Genomic DNA, 16,924 nt, shown 5'->3' with positions numbered 1-16,924 from the left:
GGAGCACCGCGAGCCAGTCCGCGCACGCCACGCTCGTCGGCTCGGCTCCCAAGGGCTACAAGCTCCAGGTGCGCAAGGCTTTCAGCACGCCGACCTCGCGGGTGATCCAGCCCGGCGGCACGACCACCGACCCCATCCAGTGGGCAGACGTGATCAAGTCCGACCTGGTGAGCACCGGCGGGAAGTTCAGCTGGGCGGTCAACCCGTCGACCCGTCCGTACGTCGCAGGCCGCTACGGCCGCGACCCGCAGGGCCCGGCGCAGGGCAAGATCACGCTCGCGAACCCGGACGGCATTCCCGCCACCAACACCGAGTTCCCGGACAACCCGGTCGCCGAGCGCATCCCGTTCCGGGTCGAGGGCACGCCCACCGCGGACAACGGCAAGATGGAGGTCAGCGTCGGCTGGGGAACGGCCGGCACCGACTGGGACCTCTACGTGTTCGACTCGGCCGGCAACGTGGTCGCGTCGTCGGCGTCCGGCGGCACCAACTCGGAGAAGGCCCGGCTGTTCGACCCGCCCGCCGGTGACTACACCGCAGTGCTGGTCAACTACTCCCAGGCCGACCCGGCGAAGCCGGACGACTGGTCGAACCTGACCGTCGAGTTCTCCTCGCCGCTGCCCATGACCTACGGCCCCAAGGAGCCGTACACCCTCACGTGCAGCGACTCGCGCGGCCGCCTGGTCGGGCTCGCGGAGATCTACGTCGACCGCGGTCAGACGGCCGATGTCGGCGATGTCTGCACCCGCTCGGCCCGTACCGCCAAGGAACGCAGGTAGTCACGTGCGGCGGCGGCCACTGCGATTGGGCGGTGGCCGCCGCCGCGCGCTTCACCGCGGTGCTTCTCCGAGAGCGCGGTAGGTGAAGCTGTCGAAGTCGGCCCACGTGTCGCTCGGCGCGCCGTCACCGGTCGCGTACAGTCCGATGTGGACGCCGGTGAACCCGCCCGCGACCGGCGTGCTGAGCACCCGCCCGTCGAACGACTCACCCAGCAGCTGCCACTCCCCCGAGCCCGACGCGACCAGCGCCTGGTGGTCCTGGCCCACGGCCTCGAAGCCCAGCCGCACGGTTCCTTCCGCGACCTGGGTCTTGCCGAGCACCTCCTCGCGCCCACCGGCCCGGCGCACGAGGGTGACCTCACGCCCCGCGCCGAGCAGCAGCCGGAAGTGGTTGTCGTTGTTCTGCAGCAACACCATCCCCGCGGCCTCGGCCGGTCCCGCCGGCTCGAACTCCAGCACGCACGACGCGTGGAAGTTCTGGTGCTGCTGACGCCGCACCACGACGCTCGGCGTGACGAGCTCGGTGATCGACTCCGGCCGGACGCGCAGCCGGAGGTGGCCCGGTCGTTCGGTCAGCGACCAGAACTCCTCCTCCGGGGTGCGGAGGAACATCCAGGCCGCGTCGAGCTCAGGTGCGTCGAAGTCGTCGGTCTGCAACGGCTCCGACCACGGGTGCACGAGCAGATCGGGCACGGGGTAACTGCTTTCGAGGCGCCCGGTGCCGGGACTGAAGACCGGCCCGCCGTTCTCCCACGACACCGGCACGAGGAAGGTCTCGCGCCCCAGGTTGTAGTAGTAGCCGCCGTACGGACGGGTCGCCAGCAGCACCGCGTACCACTGGCCGTGCTGCGTGCACACGAGATCCGCGTGCCCCGTCGCCGCGACGGGGTACGACCGGCCGAGGTGGCGATGGGTCAGCACCGGGTTCAGCTTCGAACCGCGGTACGGGCCGGTGACCTCGTCGGCGAACGCCACGACCACGGAGTGTTCGAAGTCCGTGCCGCCTTCCGCGCACAGCAGCACGTACCTGCCGTCCACTTTGTACAGATGTGGCGCTTCGGCCCACACGGCGTCGTGCATCGCGCCGCGGAACAGCACGTGCTCCTCGCCGACCAGCGAGAGCGACCGGACGTCGAACTCGCGCAGGTAGACCTCGGTCCGGCCATCGCGGACCTCACGGGTCGCGGTCCACCAGGCGCGGCCGTCGTCGTCGAAGAACAGCGACGGGTCGAACCCCGGGGCTTCCGGCAACCAGTGCGGCTCCGACCAGGGACCCTCCGGATCCGTGGCCGTCACGACGAAGTTGCCGCTCTCCCGCGTGCCGCCGACGAGCGTGCACACCACGTAGAAGACGCCGTCGTGGTGGCGGATCGTGGGCGCGTACAGGCCGCCGGAGGCGCGGACGCCCTGCAACGGCAGCTGCGAGGGCCGGTCCAGCACGTGCCCGGCCGGCCGCCAGTGCACCAGGTCCCGGCTGTGGTAGATCGGCAGGCCGGGGAAGTACTCGAAGGTGGAGGTGACGAGGTAGTAGTCCGGTCCCGCCCGGCACACCGAGGGATCGGGGTGCGAGCCGGGCAGGACCGGGTTCCGGAACTGTGTCAAGTGGGCTCTCCCGCTAGGGGTTGATCCGGGTGTAGGCGGGCTTCGGCCTCAGGTTCGAGTCGAAGAGGCAGGCCGCGCCCTCACCGGGGAACGTGCCCGGCACCCAGGAGTGACGATCGGTGTAGCCCCACGTCGTGAACTCCACGCACCGCGGGACCGCGTGGCAGTCGTCCCAGATCCGCTTGTACATGGTCGCCTGCTGGTTCAGCTTGTTCTGGTCGACCGGCAGCTGAATGCGCACGTCGGCCTCGGTGATCGCGATGTCGACGCCGAGAGCGGCGAGCCGCTCGAGGTTCTGCCGGAAGCCCGACGGGTAGCCGTACCGGGTCGCCAGGTGCGTCTGGATGCCCACACCGTCGATCGGAACGCCCTGCTGCTTGAGCGTGCGCACGAGGTTGTAGACCGCGTTGCTCTTGGCGTTCATGCCTTCGGTGTTGTAGTCGTTGATGTACAGCTTCGCCGACGGGTCGGCGGCGCGGGCGGCGCGGAACGCCTCGGCGACGAAGCCGTCACCCAGCCGCTGCTGGAAGATCGACTGCCGGCGCGAGCCGTTCTCCTCGAAGATCTCGTTGACGACGTCCCACGCGCGGATCTTGCCGCGGTAGCGGCCCATCTCGGTGTTGATGTGCTCCCTGACCACGTTGCGCAGCTCGCCGCCACCGAGGTTGTTCAGCCAGTTCGGATACTGGCTGTGCCACACGAGCGTGTGCCCGCGCACGGACTTCCCGTTCTGCTGGGCGTAGTTGACGATCGCGTCCGCACCGGACCAGTTGAACTGGTTGCGGTTCGGTTCGACCACGGCCCACTTCATCTCGTTCTCGGGTGTGACGCTGTCGAACTCACGGGTCAGCACCGAGCGGTAGTCCTGCTGGCTGCCCAGAGGTCCCGCCGCCACCGCGCTGCCGACCCAGCGGTTGGTGATGTCCTTCAACGGTCCCGCCGCCGACGCGGGAACCGCCTGACCCGCCGCGATCGCGGCCGCCGCCGCCGCGATCGCGAGGATCCGAGTGCCAAGGGGTAAGTGCAACTTCATCGTCGCTCCTTGAGGGTTCTGCTTACAACCGCTTGCTCTCCGGCGGTCCGAGGTAGCTCGGTCGCAGGCCGCCGGTGTCCACGACCAGCTTCTGCACCACGACGGTGGGATCGACCATCCACAGCCTGAGCACGTGCGGGCCGGGTGTGCCGATCACGTGCCGCGTGGCGGTGAGATTGACGTTGTCGGAGGTCAGACGCTCCCACTGCCGGTTCATCCCGGTGTGGTCGGCGCCCGTCGCCTGGATGACGTCGACGACCTGCGGAGCCGCGTCGTCGAACGAGACCGCGTAACGAAGCCCCGGTACCGGCAGCACACCGGCGCGGGGTGAGAGGTACGCCCACACGGTGACCTCGCCGGGAGTCAGCAGCGTCATCCGGTACTCGAGCCGCGGGCCGCGACCGGGTTCCTGGCGCGCGGCCGTCGCCGGGAACGGCTTCATGCCCGCCCCTGTCCGCCCGATACCGGGGATGCGACGCCACTTCACGTCTCCGGCGGCGATGTTCGCGCTGAAGTGCTCGGCCTCCATCGACACGTAGCCGTTGGCCTCGATGAAACCCTCACGCCACGCGCGCGGCACGTCGGGACTGCTCACCACGGCCTCGACGGTCACCGTGCGGCCCGCGCCGGACACCACGATCGGGACGCGCGTCCTGCCCCGCGGCGCCCGCGACCAGTCGACGCGCAGCTCTGCCCGCAGCTGCTTCTCGACCCTGCCCCTGGCCGGCTCCACCAGCAGCCACGGCACACCTGCGCGGATCGTGCAGTCGAACGGTTGCGAGCCGCGGTTGAACACGTCGACGTACTGCGCGGGCTGACTCTGGAACGGGCTGAACTCCGGCAGCACCGGTGTGTCCGAAGAGGACGGCCACCACTGCTCGGACCCGTCGATCGCGACACCCATCTCGGCACCGGCAGCCGGGCTGATCCGCTGCACCGGCGGGAAGATCTCGTCGGGCAACGCGACGTGGTCCTTCTCCGGCTGCTGCCATCCCGCGTCCGGGCCGTAGCGCTCCACGTCGCCGTACCCGATGTGGGGCTGGGTCTGGAAGCCGTTCCACTTGCCGCCCGCGACCACGGTGTTGAACCTCTCGGCCAGCGCGAGGTCGTCGGCGAACCGCGCCTCCGTCGTCGCGGCGAGGTCGTTGGCCAGCGCCCTGCCCTGCTTGGCGTAGAAGATGTTCGTGAACTCCGCGCGGCGCAGCTCGTACAGGTTCGCGGTCGCCTTCACCTGGTACAGCACCAGCTCGAAGAACGCGTCCCGGTACGGCTCGGGCAGCCGTGCGGCGATCCGCTCGGCGCGTTCGCCGAGCTTGCGCCACTCCTCCGTCACGCGGTCGAGCTCGCGGTAGTGGACGAGGCTGAACGGCGTCGCCTTGTCGTCGTAGACGATCGTGGTGCCGTCCAACGTGATCTTGCGGTTGAGCAGCTCCGGTTTGCGCCGCGCCTGGAGTTTTCCGTAGGTGTTCAGCACCGCGGCGATGGACACGGCCGTGCGCCTGCCGAAGTTCTGCTCGGCGTAGTCGCGCTCCCACACCGGCAGCCGCTCCAGCGGCATCGGCTGCCAGGCCTGGTCGAGGAAGAACTGCGCCGGCAGCTCGTTGCCCTTGAAGTCGCCGACGTTGGCCACCCACAGCTGGGAGACGCCGTACGCGGCTGCCTGGTCGAGCTGCTCCCACACGTTCGCGAGCGGGCAGGTGTCGACCCACTTGTAGTTGCGGCCCGCGCCGACGTAGTCGAAGTGGTAGTACAGGCCGTAACCACCGGCGCGCGGCGGCAGCGACCGGTCCGGCAGCTTGCAGAGGTTGCCCCAGTTGTCGTCGGGGAACACGACGGTCACGTGGTCGGGCGGGCGCAGGCCCTTCTCCCAGTACCGCATGACCTCCTTGTAGAGCGTCCACACCTGCGGGATCGAGGCCGGGTCCCTGCCGGTGACGGAGGCCAGGACCTCCTGCTCCGCCGCGATGATCGACCGCATCAGTTCGATGCTGTCGCCGTCGGGCAGCCGGGTGTCGCCGTTGCCGCGCATGCCGACCGTGACGACGCCTTCGAAGTCCTCGTCCACCATGCGTCGGATGCCGTCGGCCCAGTAGGCCTTGATGGCCTCGGGGTTGCGGCGGAAGCTCCACTCGCCCGTGCCGCCGTACGGGTCGTGGCCGGGCTTGACGATGTTGCCGTCGGCGTCGCGCACCGCGGCCACGGCGTGCCGGTTCCACTCCTCGATGCCGCGCATCATCGGTGCCTCGTGCGAGGTGCCCATGACGATGCCGTAGCGCTTGGCGGTGGCGTGGTTGAGCGGGTCGTCCTCGGCGAACGCCCGGCCCCACACGGCGGGCCAGACGTAGTTGCCCTTCAGCCGCAGGACGGTTTCGAAGATCTTCTCCCAGAAGCGGTGGTTGAAGCCGCCGGGATGGCCGGGTGCGTGGCCGGGGCCGAAGTACCGGGGCGCCCACGTGCCCAGCGCCGGGTTCTCGTCGTTGATGAAGATGCCGCGGTACTTGACGAACGGCGTGCCGAGGCTGTGCCTCCCGGCGTCCACGTGCAGCTCCTCGCGGTGCTCCGCGGGCACGTCGTCCCACCAGTACCAGGGCGAGACGCCGATGCGCTTCGAGATGTCGTAGGCGCCGTAGATCGTGCCGCGCGGATCGCTGCCGGTGATCACCAACGCACGTGTGCGTCCGGTGCGCACCACCTGGGTGAGGGAGGTCTCCCACTTGCCCGCGATGCCGGTGACGTCGAGCTTTCCCGCCGCCACCAGGTCGTCCACCGGGCGGCTGCGGCCGAGCGAGCCGATCAGCACCACGTCGCCCTGTGCCGGGATCGTGTCGACGGCCAGCACCGGTCTGATCCCGGTGACGCGTTCGATGTCGGCCTGCAGGTCGCCTGCCACCCGCACGACACCGGGATGATCAGCGCCGCTGACCACGAGCGTGGCCGCTCTCCCTTTCGACACCAGCGGGAAGCGGCCGGAGCCGCCCTGGTTCGTCACGTACTCGGCCGCGACCGCCGTGGTCCCGGTCGTGCCGACCGCGGTCAAGGCCGCGAAGAGTTGCAGAAAATGTCGTCGGGCGAGGTCCGAGGTCATCGTCGAACTCCTCCGGAAGCAGGGATCAGCCCTTCACCGAACCGGTGAGACCGCCGACCATGCGGCGTTCCGCGAGCACGAAGAACGTGAGCGCGGGGATCATGGACAGCGCGGTGAACGCGAGGATCTTCGCGGTGTCCTGGCTGTGCTCGGACTGGAACATCGCCACGCCGAGCGGGAGCGTGAAGTTGGTGGAGTCGTTGAACACGAGCAGTGGCAACAGGAAGAAGTTCCAGCTGCTGACGAACGCGAGGATGGACACGGTCGCCAGGGCGGGCCTCGACAGCGGCAACAGGATGCGCCAGAAGAAGCCGAGCCTGGCCGCGCCGTCGAGCAGTGCGGCGTCCTCCAGTTCGACGGGGATCGCGTTCATGAACGGCCGCAGGATCACGATCGTGATCGGCAGGGAGAACGCCGCCTCGGGGATGGCGACGCCGAGCGGGTTCTCCAGCAGACCGAGCTGGCGCAGCCACAGGTACAACGGCAGCGTCGCCACCCCGAGCGGGAACAGCAGACCGAGCGTGAACAGCGTGTAGAACGCCTCCCGGCCCCGGAAGACGTAGCGGGACAACGCGAACGCCGCCATCGAACCGAAGCCGACCGCCAGCGTCGTCGCGATCACCGCGATCAGCGCGCTGTTGCCGAGCAACCGCCAGAACTGCGCCGACCCGAGCACCTCGGCGTAGTTGTCCCACACCCACGGACCGGGCAGCCCGGCCGGCGCGCGGTTGATCTGCGCCGTCGTGCGGAATCCGCCCAGCACGACGAACAGCAGCGGCACCACCGTGATGCCGACGACGGCGAACGCGGCGAGATAGCCGACGGTGTTGCGACGTGGCATCTCAGCTCACCGCCCTGGTCAACGCGCCGTCGGTGTCCCGGCGCAACGCGAACCTCTGGTACAGCAACGCGAACGTGAAGCAGATGACGAAGAGGATCACCGCGACCGCGCTGCCGAAGCCGAACTCGTAGCGCTTGAAGCCGTGGTCGATCAGGTAGGTCGCCATGGTCGTGGACGCGTTGGCCGGTCCGCCCAGCGTCATGATCCAGACCAGGTCGAACAGCTGCAGCGATCCGATCACCGACAGGAAGATCCACACCCGGATCGTCGGTCCCAGCAACGGGAGCACGACGTGCCGGGTGGCCTGCCAGCTCGTCGCGCCGTCGAGCGCCGCGGCCTCCCGCAGCTCTGCCGGGATGCCCTGGAGCCCGGCCAGCAGCAGGATCACGCCGAACCCGATGTACTTCCACGTGATCACGACGAACAGCGTGTAGAGCACGATCTTCGGGTCGGCGAGCCACTGCCGCACGAGCCAGCCGAGGCCGGCCCCGCGCAGCACCTGGTCGACGAACCCGCCCGGCTGCAGCATCAGCAGCCAGATCACCGCGGTCACGGCCTCGGACAGCACGTACGGCGCGAAGACCACCATCCGCAGGAACGTCCGGCCGCGCAGCTTCCGGTTCAGCAGCAACGCGAGGCTGATGCTGAGCGGAAGCTGCACGACGATCGAGAGCGCCGCGATGATCAGGTTGTGCCCGATGGCACCCCGGAACACCTCGCCGGAGAACGCGTCGACGTAGTTGTCCAGGCCGACGAAGTCGGTCAACGGGCCGAAGCCGTTCCACGCGTACAGGCTGTAGAACCCGGCCACGCCGATCGGCACCAGCACGAACCCCGCGAACAGCAGCAGCGCCGGTGCCAGCAGCAGGGTGAGCTCGAGACGGGTTCTCGTACGGGACCGCCGCCGGGTGCCCCCAGCCCGCGGCGCGTGCGAGCTGGGGGCGGTCATCGGTCGCGCGCTGGTCGCGGTGCTCATCACTTGTTCCCGGCAGCTGCCTTGGTCACCGACTGCACGATGGTGTCCGGACCACCCTGGCCGGCGAAGAAGTTCGCGATGGCGTCGTTCAGGGCCTGTCCGACGTTGGTCGGGAAGGCGATGTCGAGGTAGAACTGCAGGTGCGGCGCCTTCGCCGTGTACTCGGCGATCTGCTTGTGCGTCTCGGTCTTCAGCGACGCCACCGCGGCCGGGTGCACCGGCAGGCCGGACCCCGTCGCGGCGAGCTTCTTCTGCACCTCTTCACCCACCAGGTAGCCCATGAAGTCCGCGCACGCCTTGGCCGCTCGCGAGGTGCAGGAGAAACCGTCACCGCCACCGAGCACCGCGGCCGGGTCACCCTGCCCGCCCGGCACCGACGGGAACGGGAACCAGCCGATCTTCGAGTCCAGGTCCTTGTCCTCGGACAGGGCCTGCATCACGTCCGGGTTCCAGTCGCCCTGCAGCTCCATGGCGGCCTGGCCGTTGGCGAGCATGCCGGCCGAGCTGCCGGCGCCCTGCTGGGCCGGTGTGCCGACGAACCCGTCCTGGAACGGCTTGGTGTCCAGGAACGCCTTGAGGTTCTCCCCCGCCTTGGTGAAGCACGGGTCGGCGAGCTCGGTCTTCTCGACGGCCTTCTTCAGCGCGTCGACCGAGCACTGCCGGATCGCGAAGTAGTTGTAGTAGAACGCGTCCGGCCAGCGGTCCTTGCCGCCGACCGCGATCGGCACCAGCTTCGCGGCCTTCAGCTTGGTCACCGCGGCGTTCAGCTCGTCCAAAGTGGACGGCGGGCTGGTGACGCCGGCCGTGGCGAAGAGGTCCTTGCGGTACCAGAACCCGACGGCGTGCATCTGGTACGGCACACCGTACTGCTTGCCGTCGACCTGCCAGCCCTTCGCCGACTGGCCGAGCGGGCCGATCCAGCTCGACGACGCCTGCGTGATGTCGGCGATCTTGCCGGAGCTGAGCTGCGACTTGAGCGAGCCGCCGCCCCACTGCTGGAAGATGTCCGGCGGCGTGCTGCCCTGCAACGCGAGTGGCATCTTGGTCTGGAACTGCTCGTTCTGCAGCGGTTCGATCGTGAACGAGACGTCCGGATGACTCTTGTGGAAGTCGTCGGCGATCTGCTGCCAGATCGTCTTCATCGGTTCGGTGGTCCGGTTGTGCCACCAGGTGAGCGTGACCGGACCGTTGGCTGATGCGTCGCCGCCGGAGCCGCTGCACGCGGCGAGCACGAGCGTCGCTGCGGCGGCGAGAGCGACGGACATCTTGTGCACAGAACGCATTGGGTCCACTCCTGACGACGTCGGCCGAGTTGGACGGAGAGAAATGGTGCGTGCGACGGCAGTGAGAATTCCGCTTCGATCTCGCTGTGTCAATCGTTGTCGATAACGTTTTACACGGCTAGTCTCAGCCCCGTGCCCCCACGCTCCCGCGTCACCATCCGTGATGTCGCCGCTCAGGCAGGCGTCTCGGTCGCCACCGTCTCCAAGGTCCTCAACCAGCGCTACGGCGTCTCCGCGGACACGTTCGCGCGGGTGCAGGCCGTGATCAAGGAGCTCGGGTACGAGGCGAGCCTGGTCGCGCAGAGCCTGCGCAACCACCGCACGAACGTCATCGGGATCCTGGTCGCCGACATCGAGCCGTTCAGCACCGAACTGCTCAAGGGCGCGGCGGATGCCATCCGCGGCACCGGTTTCGAGCTGGTCGTGTACTCGGCGGGCGGGCGCGTCGGTGATCCACAAGGCTGGGAGCACCGCTACCTGACCCGGCTCAGCGGCACTCTGGTCGACGGCGCCGTGCTGGTCACCCCGGCCGTCGACCTCGAAGGCCTGCCCGGCACCCCGGTCGTCGCGGTCGACCCGCACACCGGGCGCTCACCGCTGCCGACCGTCGACTCCGACAACCTGCACGGCGGGCAGCTCGCGACCGAGCACCTGCTCGCGCTGGGCCACCGCCGAATCGCCCTGCTCACCGGCCGTGAGGACCTGAAGTCGGCCCAGCAACGCGAAACCGGCTACCGCAGGGCACTCGCGGGCGCGGGAGTCATGGTGGACGAGAGCCTGATCCGGCGCGGCGACTACGACCACGACGTGGCCGCGGCGTCCGCCCGCGAGCTGCTCAGCGAGCCGAACCGGCCGACGGCCGTGTTCGCCGCCAACGACATCACCGCGATCGCGACCATCGAGTCGGCGGCCGAGCTCGGCCTGCGGGTGCCGGAGGACCTGTCGGTGGTCGGTTTCGACAACATCCCCGAGTCCGCGCTGTGCACCCCCGCGCTGACCACGGTCCAGCAGCCGATCCGCGAGATGGGCCGCCGCGCGATCACGTTGCTGGTGCGGCTCATCAACGGCGACACCCCGGACGACACGCACATCACGCTCGGCACGGAGCTGATCGAACGGCACTCCACCCGCGCGCTGCCCGCCTGACTCCAGGAGATCATGTGACGACCGAAGCCACCACCTCGGGCGAACTCTGGCGCGACCCGAGCGTCGCCATCGCCGACCGCGTCCGCGATCTCATGGCGCGGATGACCGTGCGCGAGAAGGTCGCGCAGCTCTACGGCGTCTGGGTCGGCATCGACTCCGCCGGTGAAGTCGCGCCGCACCAGCACGATCTGATCGTGGAGCCGCCGAGCCTCGACGACCTGAGCCGGCACGGCATCGGCCAGCTCACCCGCGTCTTCGGCACCCGGCCGATCGCGCCGGACGTGGGCGCGCGCAGCCTCGCCCGCACCCAGCGGCAGATCATCGCCGGCAACCGGTTCAGGATTCCCGCGATGGTGCACGAGGAGTGCCTCACCGGCCTGGCGGCGTGGCAGGCCACCGTCTACCCGTCGCCGCTGTGCTGGGGCGCGACGTTCGAGCCGGACCTGGTGCGGCGGATGGGCGAGCACATCGGCCGTTCGATGCGCCGGCTCGGCGTGCACCAGGGCCTCGCCCCCGTGCTCGACGTGGCGCGGGACCTGCGGTGGGGCCGGGTCGAGGAGAGCATCGGCGAGGATCCGCACCTCGTCGGCACCATCGGCGCCGCCTACGTCGCCGGGGTCGAGTCCGCGGGTGTCGTGGCGACGCTGAAGCATTTCGCGGGATACTCCCTCTCCAGGGCGGGGCGCAACATGGCGCCGGTGTCGATCGGGTCGCGCGAGCTCGCGGACGTGATCCTGCCGCCGTTCGAGATGGCCTTGCGGGCGGGCGCGCGTTCGGTGATGAACTCCTACACCTCCAACGACGGGGTGCCGGTCGCGGCCGATCCCGCGATGCTGACCGACCTGCTGCGCGGTGAGTACGGCTTCACCGGCACGGTCGTCGCGGACTACTTCGCCGTGGCGTTCCTGTACCGGTTGCACGGCGTGGCCGCGGGCCGCGAGGACTCCGCCGCGCAGGCGCTGGCGGCGGGCATCGACGTCGAACTGCCCACTGTGGACTGTTACGGCGAGCCGCTGCTGGCGGAGATCGACGCCGGCCGGGTCGACCTGGCACTGGTGGACCGGGCGCTGGAACGCGTGCTGCGACAGAAGTGCGAGCTCGGGCTGCTCGACCCGGACTTCTCCCCCGAGCCCGACACCGACGTCAACCTCGACGATCCCGCCTCCCGGGCGATGGCCCGCGAGGTCGCCGAGCGGTCGGTCGTGTTGCTGCGCAACAAGGGCGTGCTGCCGCTGACCGGCAAGCGCCGGATCGCGGTCGTCGGGCCGCGGGCGGACGATCCCGCCGCCATGATGGGCTGCTACGCGTTCCCGTTGCACGTCGGCGTGCACCACCCGGACGTGCCGATCGGCGTCGAGGCGCCGACGGTGGTGGAGGCGTTGCGCGCCGACCACGACGTCGAGTTCGCACTGGGCTGCCCGGTGCAGGGCGGTACCGACGAGGACATCGCTCTCGCGGTCGAGGCTGCCCGGCAGGCCGAGGTCTGCGTCGCCGTGCTCGGAGACCAGGCCGGGTTGTTCGGCGGCGGCACGTCCGGAGAGGGCTGCGACGTCACCGACCTGGTGCTGCCGGGCAGGCAGGAAGAGTTGCTCGAAGCGCTCATCGCGACGGGTACCCCCGTGGTGCTGGTGCTGCTGTCCGGCCGCCCGTACGAGCTGTTCCGGCAGATCGACCGGCTTTCCGCCGTGGTGTGCGGTTTCTACCCCGGCGAGGAGGGTGCCGCCGCGCTCGCCGGAGTCCTCAGTGGACGGATCAACCCGTCCGGCAGGCTCCCGCTGAGCTTCCCCGGCGCCGGTTCCGCCCAGCCGTCGACCTACCTCACCGCACCGCTCGGTGCACGCAGCGAGGTAAGCAGCGTCGACCCGACGCCGCTCTTCTCGTTCGGCCACGGGCTCTCCTACGCGCCCGTCACGTGGGTGGCCGTCGAAGCCGACGCGGCCGAGTGGCCGGCCGACGGCACGTGCCGCCTGGTCACCACGCTGCGCAACGACAACGAGATCAGCACCACCGAGGTCGTCCAGATCTACCTCCACGACCCGGTCGCCGAGGTCGCGCGGCCGGTGCAGCAGCTGATCGGCGCGGTCAAGGTCGACCTCGCGCCCGGTCAGACCCGCACCGTGACCGCGGTGCTGCACGCCGATCTCACGTCCTACACCGGACGGGCGGGCCATCGTCAGGTCGATCTCGGCGAGGTGGAGCTCCGCGTCGGCCGATCGAGCGCTGATGTTCACGCCACCGTTGCCCTGACGTTGACCGGGTCTGCAAGTCGGGTGGGGTTCGACCGCACGCTCGTCCCGGAGTTCGAGATCGGTTCGTGACAACGCTCTCCGCGACGATATGATTACCACCAGTCGTCGAGGGGGAGTTCGTGAAGCTGGTCGTCGTCGCGATCGTGCTGGCCCTGATCGGGGTGCTCACCCCGGTCGGCGGCGCGATCGCCGACTACGCGACCACGCCGCGCAAGGGCTCGTCCCAGGGCCACGACCCGGTCAAGCAGGAATCCAAGAAGGAAGACCTGCCGCGCAAGACCGGTGACAAGAAGGAAGCTCTGCGCCAGGTGCCCGTGCGGCGCGTGGCACAGCAGCGTTCCGAGCGGCCGCAGACGCGCGTCGCGCCGCCCGCTCGCACCATCGGCCTCACACCGGGCCCTGGCAACCTCCTCCGCGTCGAGCACCTCCGTCTGCTCTCCAGACCCGCTGTCCTGCAGGTGTTCCGGAACTGATCGGCGAACTCAGCCGACAACCGAACACTTTTCAAAGCACAGTGAGGAATTCATGGACTTCCGTCGCTTGATCGAGCGCGCCCGCGAACACGCCACCACCCGCCCGAAGTCCGTCGGGCAACGGCTCGCGTCCGGTCAGCAGCCCACCGTTCTGTTCATCACGTGCGCCGACTCGCGCATCGTGACCTCTCACATCACGGGTGCCGAGCCGGGCAGCGTGTTCGAACTGCGCACGGCGGGCAACGTCATTCCGCAGTACCGCCTGGAAGCCCCGTCCAGCGAGATGGCGACCATCGAGTTCGCGGTGGTCCAGCTCGGCGTGTCCGAGGTGGTCGTGTGCGGTCACTCCCACTGCGGCGCGGTGAGCGCGTTGCACGGCGCGGACATCGGGCACCTGCCCACGATGCGCGGCTGGCTGGCTCGGCACGCCCGCACCGGCGCTGCCGCCGCCGACCCGGCGTTGCGCGAGGAGGGCCGCCAGCACGTGCTGGAGCAGTTGCGGAACCTGGAGACCTATCCGTTCGTGCGCGACCGCCTGCACACCGGCGACCTGCGCGTACACGGCTGGTTCTACGACATCGAGACCGGTGAGGTCTCGACGTCGGTGGCTGCGGCGTTCCAGCCGCTGTGAGGCCGGAGATGATCACCTTGACCCGTCCCACCGAGCGCGCCTCCCGACCTGGTTGGCGGCAGACGTTCGGCAACGACCTCGGCGCTTCACTCGTCGTCTTCCTCGTCGCGCTGCCGTTGTGCGTCGGTGTCGCGGTCGCCTCCGGTGTCCCCGCGGAGCTCGGCATCGTCACCGGCGTGGTCGGCGGCATCGTCGTCGGCCTGCTGCCCGGCAGCACCATGCAGGTCAGCGGACCCGCCGCCGGACTCACCGTCCTCGTCGCGGACACCGTTGCCCAGCACGGCATCGCCGCCCTCGGCGTCATCGTGCTCGGCGCCGGCCTCCTGCAGATCCTGCTCGGCGCCCTGCGCTGCGGCACGTGGTTCCGCGCCATCTCCCCCGCTGTGGTGCAGGGCATGCTCGCGGGCATCGGCCTCGTCCTGATCCTCGGCCAGCTCTACCCGCTCATGGGCGCCACGCAGCCGAGCGGCACCTGGGCGAAGGTCAGCGGCTTACCCGAACTGCTCGTGCGGGCGTTCACCACCACCGCGGGACTGACCGCGCTCGGCGTCGGCGTCCTCACCATCGTCGTCACGGTGTTGTGGCAACGAACTCCGCCGCGCGTGCGAGTGGTGCCTGGCGTCCTCGTCGGCGCGGTCGTGGCCACCGCGGTGTCCGTCGTGGCCGGGCTCGACCTGCACCGCATCGAGGTCGGCAACCTGGCGGACGAGCTGCACCTGCCGGACTTCTCGCTCATCAACGCGGGAGTGCTCGGCGCGATGGTGGTGTTCGCCTTGGTGTCGTCGGCGGAAAGCCTGTTCAGCGCCGCCGCCGTGGACCGCATGCACAGCGGTCCACGAACCAGGTACAACACCGAGCTCATCGCGCAGGGCGCGGGCAACACGGTCTGCGGCCTGCTCGGCGCGCTGCCGATGACCGCGGTGATCGTGCGCAGTGCGGCCAACGTGCAGGCCGGCGCGCGCACTCGGGCGTCACGCGTCCTGCACGGCGTATGGCTGCTGCTGTTCGTCGTCGCGTTGCCCGGAGTGCTCGGACTCATCCCCAGCGCGGTGCTCGCCGCACTGCTCGTGCACTCCGGCTGGAAGCTGCTCGGCCTCAAGGGCGTGGCCGGCATGCTCAGAGCGGATCGCGCCGAAGCCGCGATCCTCGTGCTCACCGCCGGCCTGATCGTCGCCACCGACCTGCTCACCGGCACCGTCGCCGGCCTGCTCGCCGCAGTGATCAAAACGGCGTGGGACGTCTCCCACCTCTCGGTGACCGTGACTCCGCAGGGTGATGACGACGAAGTCGTCGTCCTGCGCGGCAACGCGACGTTCCTGCGGCTGCCGCGACTGCTCGCGGTGCTGGAAGGACTGCCGCTGACCAAACACGTGCGGCTCGACCTCACCGGGCTGCGGCACCTCGACCAGGCCTGCCAGCAGGCCATCGACAACTGGGCCACCCGGCACCGCGACGCCGGGCTGGACGTCGACGTCGTACGGTCGTCCTGACGTGACCGCCCCCGAGGCTGCGGCCTCGGGGGCTCCGGTCAGTCCTCGTGCGGGACCAGCGACCCGTCCGGTGTCATCCGCATCCGGGTGGGTCCGCCCGCGACCATCTCGGCCACGACGGCGGCGAACGCGGCATCACGCTCGGCTTGGCCCGGGCGGGTCACGCGGAAGCCGTGAACGACGACCTCGTCCGGCGCGCTTTCGGCGGTGAACCCGAACATCTCCCTGGCAACGGAGTCGGCGAGCTCGTACTGGTCGTCGGCCTCGGCGTCGTGCGACCGGATCAACGCGCCGTTCGCGTCGAACTCCGCGAAGGCGAGCCATCCCGAGCCGGAGTGCTGGCCGAACACCACCATCGGACGTCCGGCGGCGAACTCCAGCACGTGCGCGGCCGGTGGCACAACCGCCAGTTCCTGGTCGCACACGATCGTGGCGTCCGGCAGCACCGCCACGTACGCGAACCCGTCGCCGGGGTAGATGTCCTCCTGCAGTGTGCTGTCGGCGGGTTGTTCGTGGACCACCTCAGCTGGCGGTGGGCGTTCTACGTCAACATCCCGCTCGGCGTCGCCGTGGTGCTGGTCGCGATCGCGGCGCTGCCCACGATCAAGGCCGGCGGCCATCCGAAGATCGACTACGCCGGCATCGCCCTGATCGCGCTGGCGGCGACGGGGTTGACGCTGGTCACGAGCTGGGGCGGCACCGAGTACCCGTGGAGCTCGCCGACGATCCTGTGGATGGCGGCGGGCTCGGTCGTTCTGCTCGTCGCGTTCGTGTTCGTCGAGCAACGCGCCGCCGAGCCGATGCTGCCGATGAGGTTGTTCCGCAGCAGGGTGTTCACGGTGTCGGGCATCCTGAGCTTCGTCGTCGGGTTCGCGATGCTCGGCGGCATCACCTACCTGCCGACCTACCTGCAGTACGTGCGCCGTGCCGCCGCGACCGGTAACAGCGGTGTGGGCGAGAGCTTCGCCGCGCCGCCGTCGAACTCCTACGACGAGCTGCGCAAACTCGTGTCCACAGTGGTCGCGAAGTCCGAGGAGCACCCCGGTCTGGCGGTGCTGCGCAGGTCCGGTGTCGACCTGCCGCTGGAGCAGGCGTGGCTGCTCGGCCGGGTCTACCGGGCGGCGGCGGACGACGGCGTCGCGACGCTCGACGAGATCACCGAGATGACCGAGGTTCCCGGCGGCATCTTCGCCCCGACCGCGCGAGCACTGGTCGAGGCCGGGCACCTGGCGGCGCACGACGACGGCTACCGGTTCACCGGCCTGGGCGCGGACGTGTTCACGCAGCTCGTCCGCGCGTGGCGGCGCTGGCTGCTCGACCAGCTGGAGGACTGGCA

Annotated in this window: 13 protein-coding genes and 1 pseudogene; 7 read left to right on the top strand and 7 right to left on the bottom strand. The window is 69.7% G+C overall.

Translation table 11 applies throughout. From position 1 onward, the window contains the following. Positions 1 to 68 precede the first annotated feature (68 nt). Complete coding sequence (locus tag ABFX45_RS38210) at positions 69 to 779, top strand: hypothetical protein (RefSeq protein ID WP_346135582.1); 711 nt, start codon at positions 69 to 71, stop codon at positions 777 to 779. Positions 780 to 830: 51 nt separating this feature from the next. Here the strand turns inward: ABFX45_RS38210 and ABFX45_RS38205 are convergent, their stop codons facing one another. Genes ABFX45_RS38205 through ABFX45_RS38180 form a run of 6 tightly spaced genes read right to left on the bottom strand, consistent with a single transcriptional unit; the run spans position 831 to position 9,599 of the window. Beyond that, a complete protein-coding gene (locus ABFX45_RS38205; protein ID WP_346135580.1) occupies positions 831 to 2,381 on the bottom strand; it encodes a glycoside hydrolase family 43 protein in 1,551 nt (516 codons plus the stop codon). 13 nt (positions 2,382 to 2,394) lie between these two features. Then, positions 2,395 to 3,414 carry an endo-1,4-beta-xylanase gene (locus tag ABFX45_RS38200; protein WP_109641319.1) on the bottom strand — a complete coding sequence of 340 codons (1,020 nt, stop codon included), beginning with the start codon at positions 3,412 to 3,414 and terminating at the stop codon, positions 2,395 to 2,397. Between the two features lie 22 nt (positions 3,415 to 3,436). After that, positions 3,437 to 6,499 (bottom strand): glycosyl hydrolase 115 family protein, encoded by a 3,063-nt coding sequence (locus ABFX45_RS38195; RefSeq protein WP_346135578.1) that lies wholly within the window; start codon positions 6,497 to 6,499, stop codon positions 3,437 to 3,439. 25 nt (positions 6,500 to 6,524) lie between these two features. Beyond that, positions 6,525 to 7,340 (bottom strand): carbohydrate ABC transporter permease, encoded by an 816-nt coding sequence (locus ABFX45_RS38190; protein WP_109641321.1) that lies wholly within the window; start codon positions 7,338 to 7,340, stop codon positions 6,525 to 6,527. A gap of 1 nt (position 7,341) precedes the next feature. Beyond that, entirely contained in the window at positions 7,342 to 8,316 is a 975-nt protein-coding gene (locus tag ABFX45_RS38185) for a carbohydrate ABC transporter permease (RefSeq protein WP_233440173.1), read from the bottom strand. Next, a complete protein-coding gene (locus ABFX45_RS38180) occupies positions 8,316 to 9,599 on the bottom strand; it encodes an ABC transporter substrate-binding protein (RefSeq protein ID WP_109641322.1) in 1,284 nt (427 codons plus the stop codon). Before ABFX45_RS38180 ends, ABFX45_RS38185 begins: the two co-directional genes overlap by 1 nt. Before the next feature lie 132 nt (positions 9,600 to 9,731). On the opposite strand from ABFX45_RS38180, the gene ABFX45_RS38175 reads away from it, so the two are divergent. The 5 genes from ABFX45_RS38175 to ABFX45_RS38155 are packed head-to-tail and all read left to right on the top strand — an operon-like array spanning position 9,732 to position 15,588. After that, positions 9,732 to 10,745 carry a LacI family DNA-binding transcriptional regulator gene (locus ABFX45_RS38175; protein WP_109641323.1) on the top strand — a complete coding sequence of 338 codons (1,014 nt, stop codon included), beginning with the start codon at positions 9,732 to 9,734 and terminating at the stop codon, positions 10,743 to 10,745. A gap of 14 nt (positions 10,746 to 10,759) precedes the next feature. After that, on the top strand, positions 10,760 to 13,063 hold the full coding sequence (locus ABFX45_RS38170; RefSeq protein ID WP_346135574.1) for a beta-xylosidase/alpha-l-arabinosidase: 2,304 nt from the start codon (positions 10,760 to 10,762) through the stop codon (positions 13,061 to 13,063). 50 nt (positions 13,064 to 13,113) lie between these two features. Beyond that, complete coding sequence (locus ABFX45_RS38165; RefSeq protein WP_346135572.1) at positions 13,114 to 13,467, top strand: hypothetical protein; 354 nt, start codon at positions 13,114 to 13,116, stop codon at positions 13,465 to 13,467. Positions 13,468 to 13,519: 52 nt separating this feature from the next. After that, a complete protein-coding gene (locus ABFX45_RS38160) occupies positions 13,520 to 14,098 on the top strand; it encodes a carbonic anhydrase (RefSeq protein ID WP_346135570.1) in 579 nt (192 codons plus the stop codon). Between the two features lie 8 nt (positions 14,099 to 14,106). After that, positions 14,107 to 15,588: a SulP family inorganic anion transporter gene (locus ABFX45_RS38155; protein WP_346135568.1), complete on the top strand. Its 1,482-nt coding sequence runs from the start codon at positions 14,107 to 14,109 to the stop codon at positions 15,586 to 15,588. 38 nt (positions 15,589 to 15,626) lie between these two features. Here the strand turns inward: ABFX45_RS38155 and ABFX45_RS38150 are convergent, their stop codons facing one another. Next, positions 15,627 to 16,040: a DUF6928 family protein gene (locus ABFX45_RS38150; protein WP_428834279.1), complete on the bottom strand. Its 414-nt coding sequence runs from the start codon at positions 16,038 to 16,040 to the stop codon at positions 15,627 to 15,629. A 12-nt stretch (positions 16,041 to 16,052) separates the two neighbouring features. Here ABFX45_RS38150 and ABFX45_RS46650 point away from each other — a divergent pair. Then, positions 16,053 to 16,541, top strand: a pseudogene (locus ABFX45_RS46650) (MFS transporter); the annotation flags it as partial. Positions 16,542 to 16,924: the final 383 nt, after the last annotated feature.

The sequence above is a fragment of the Lentzea roselyniae genome, from assembly GCF_039537795.1.
GTDB lineage: Bacteria > Actinomycetota > Actinomycetes > Mycobacteriales > Pseudonocardiaceae > Lentzea > Lentzea atacamensis.
The sequence above is the reverse complement of the archived record's forward strand: the minus strand, read 5'-3'. Positions and strand labels throughout refer to the sequence as shown.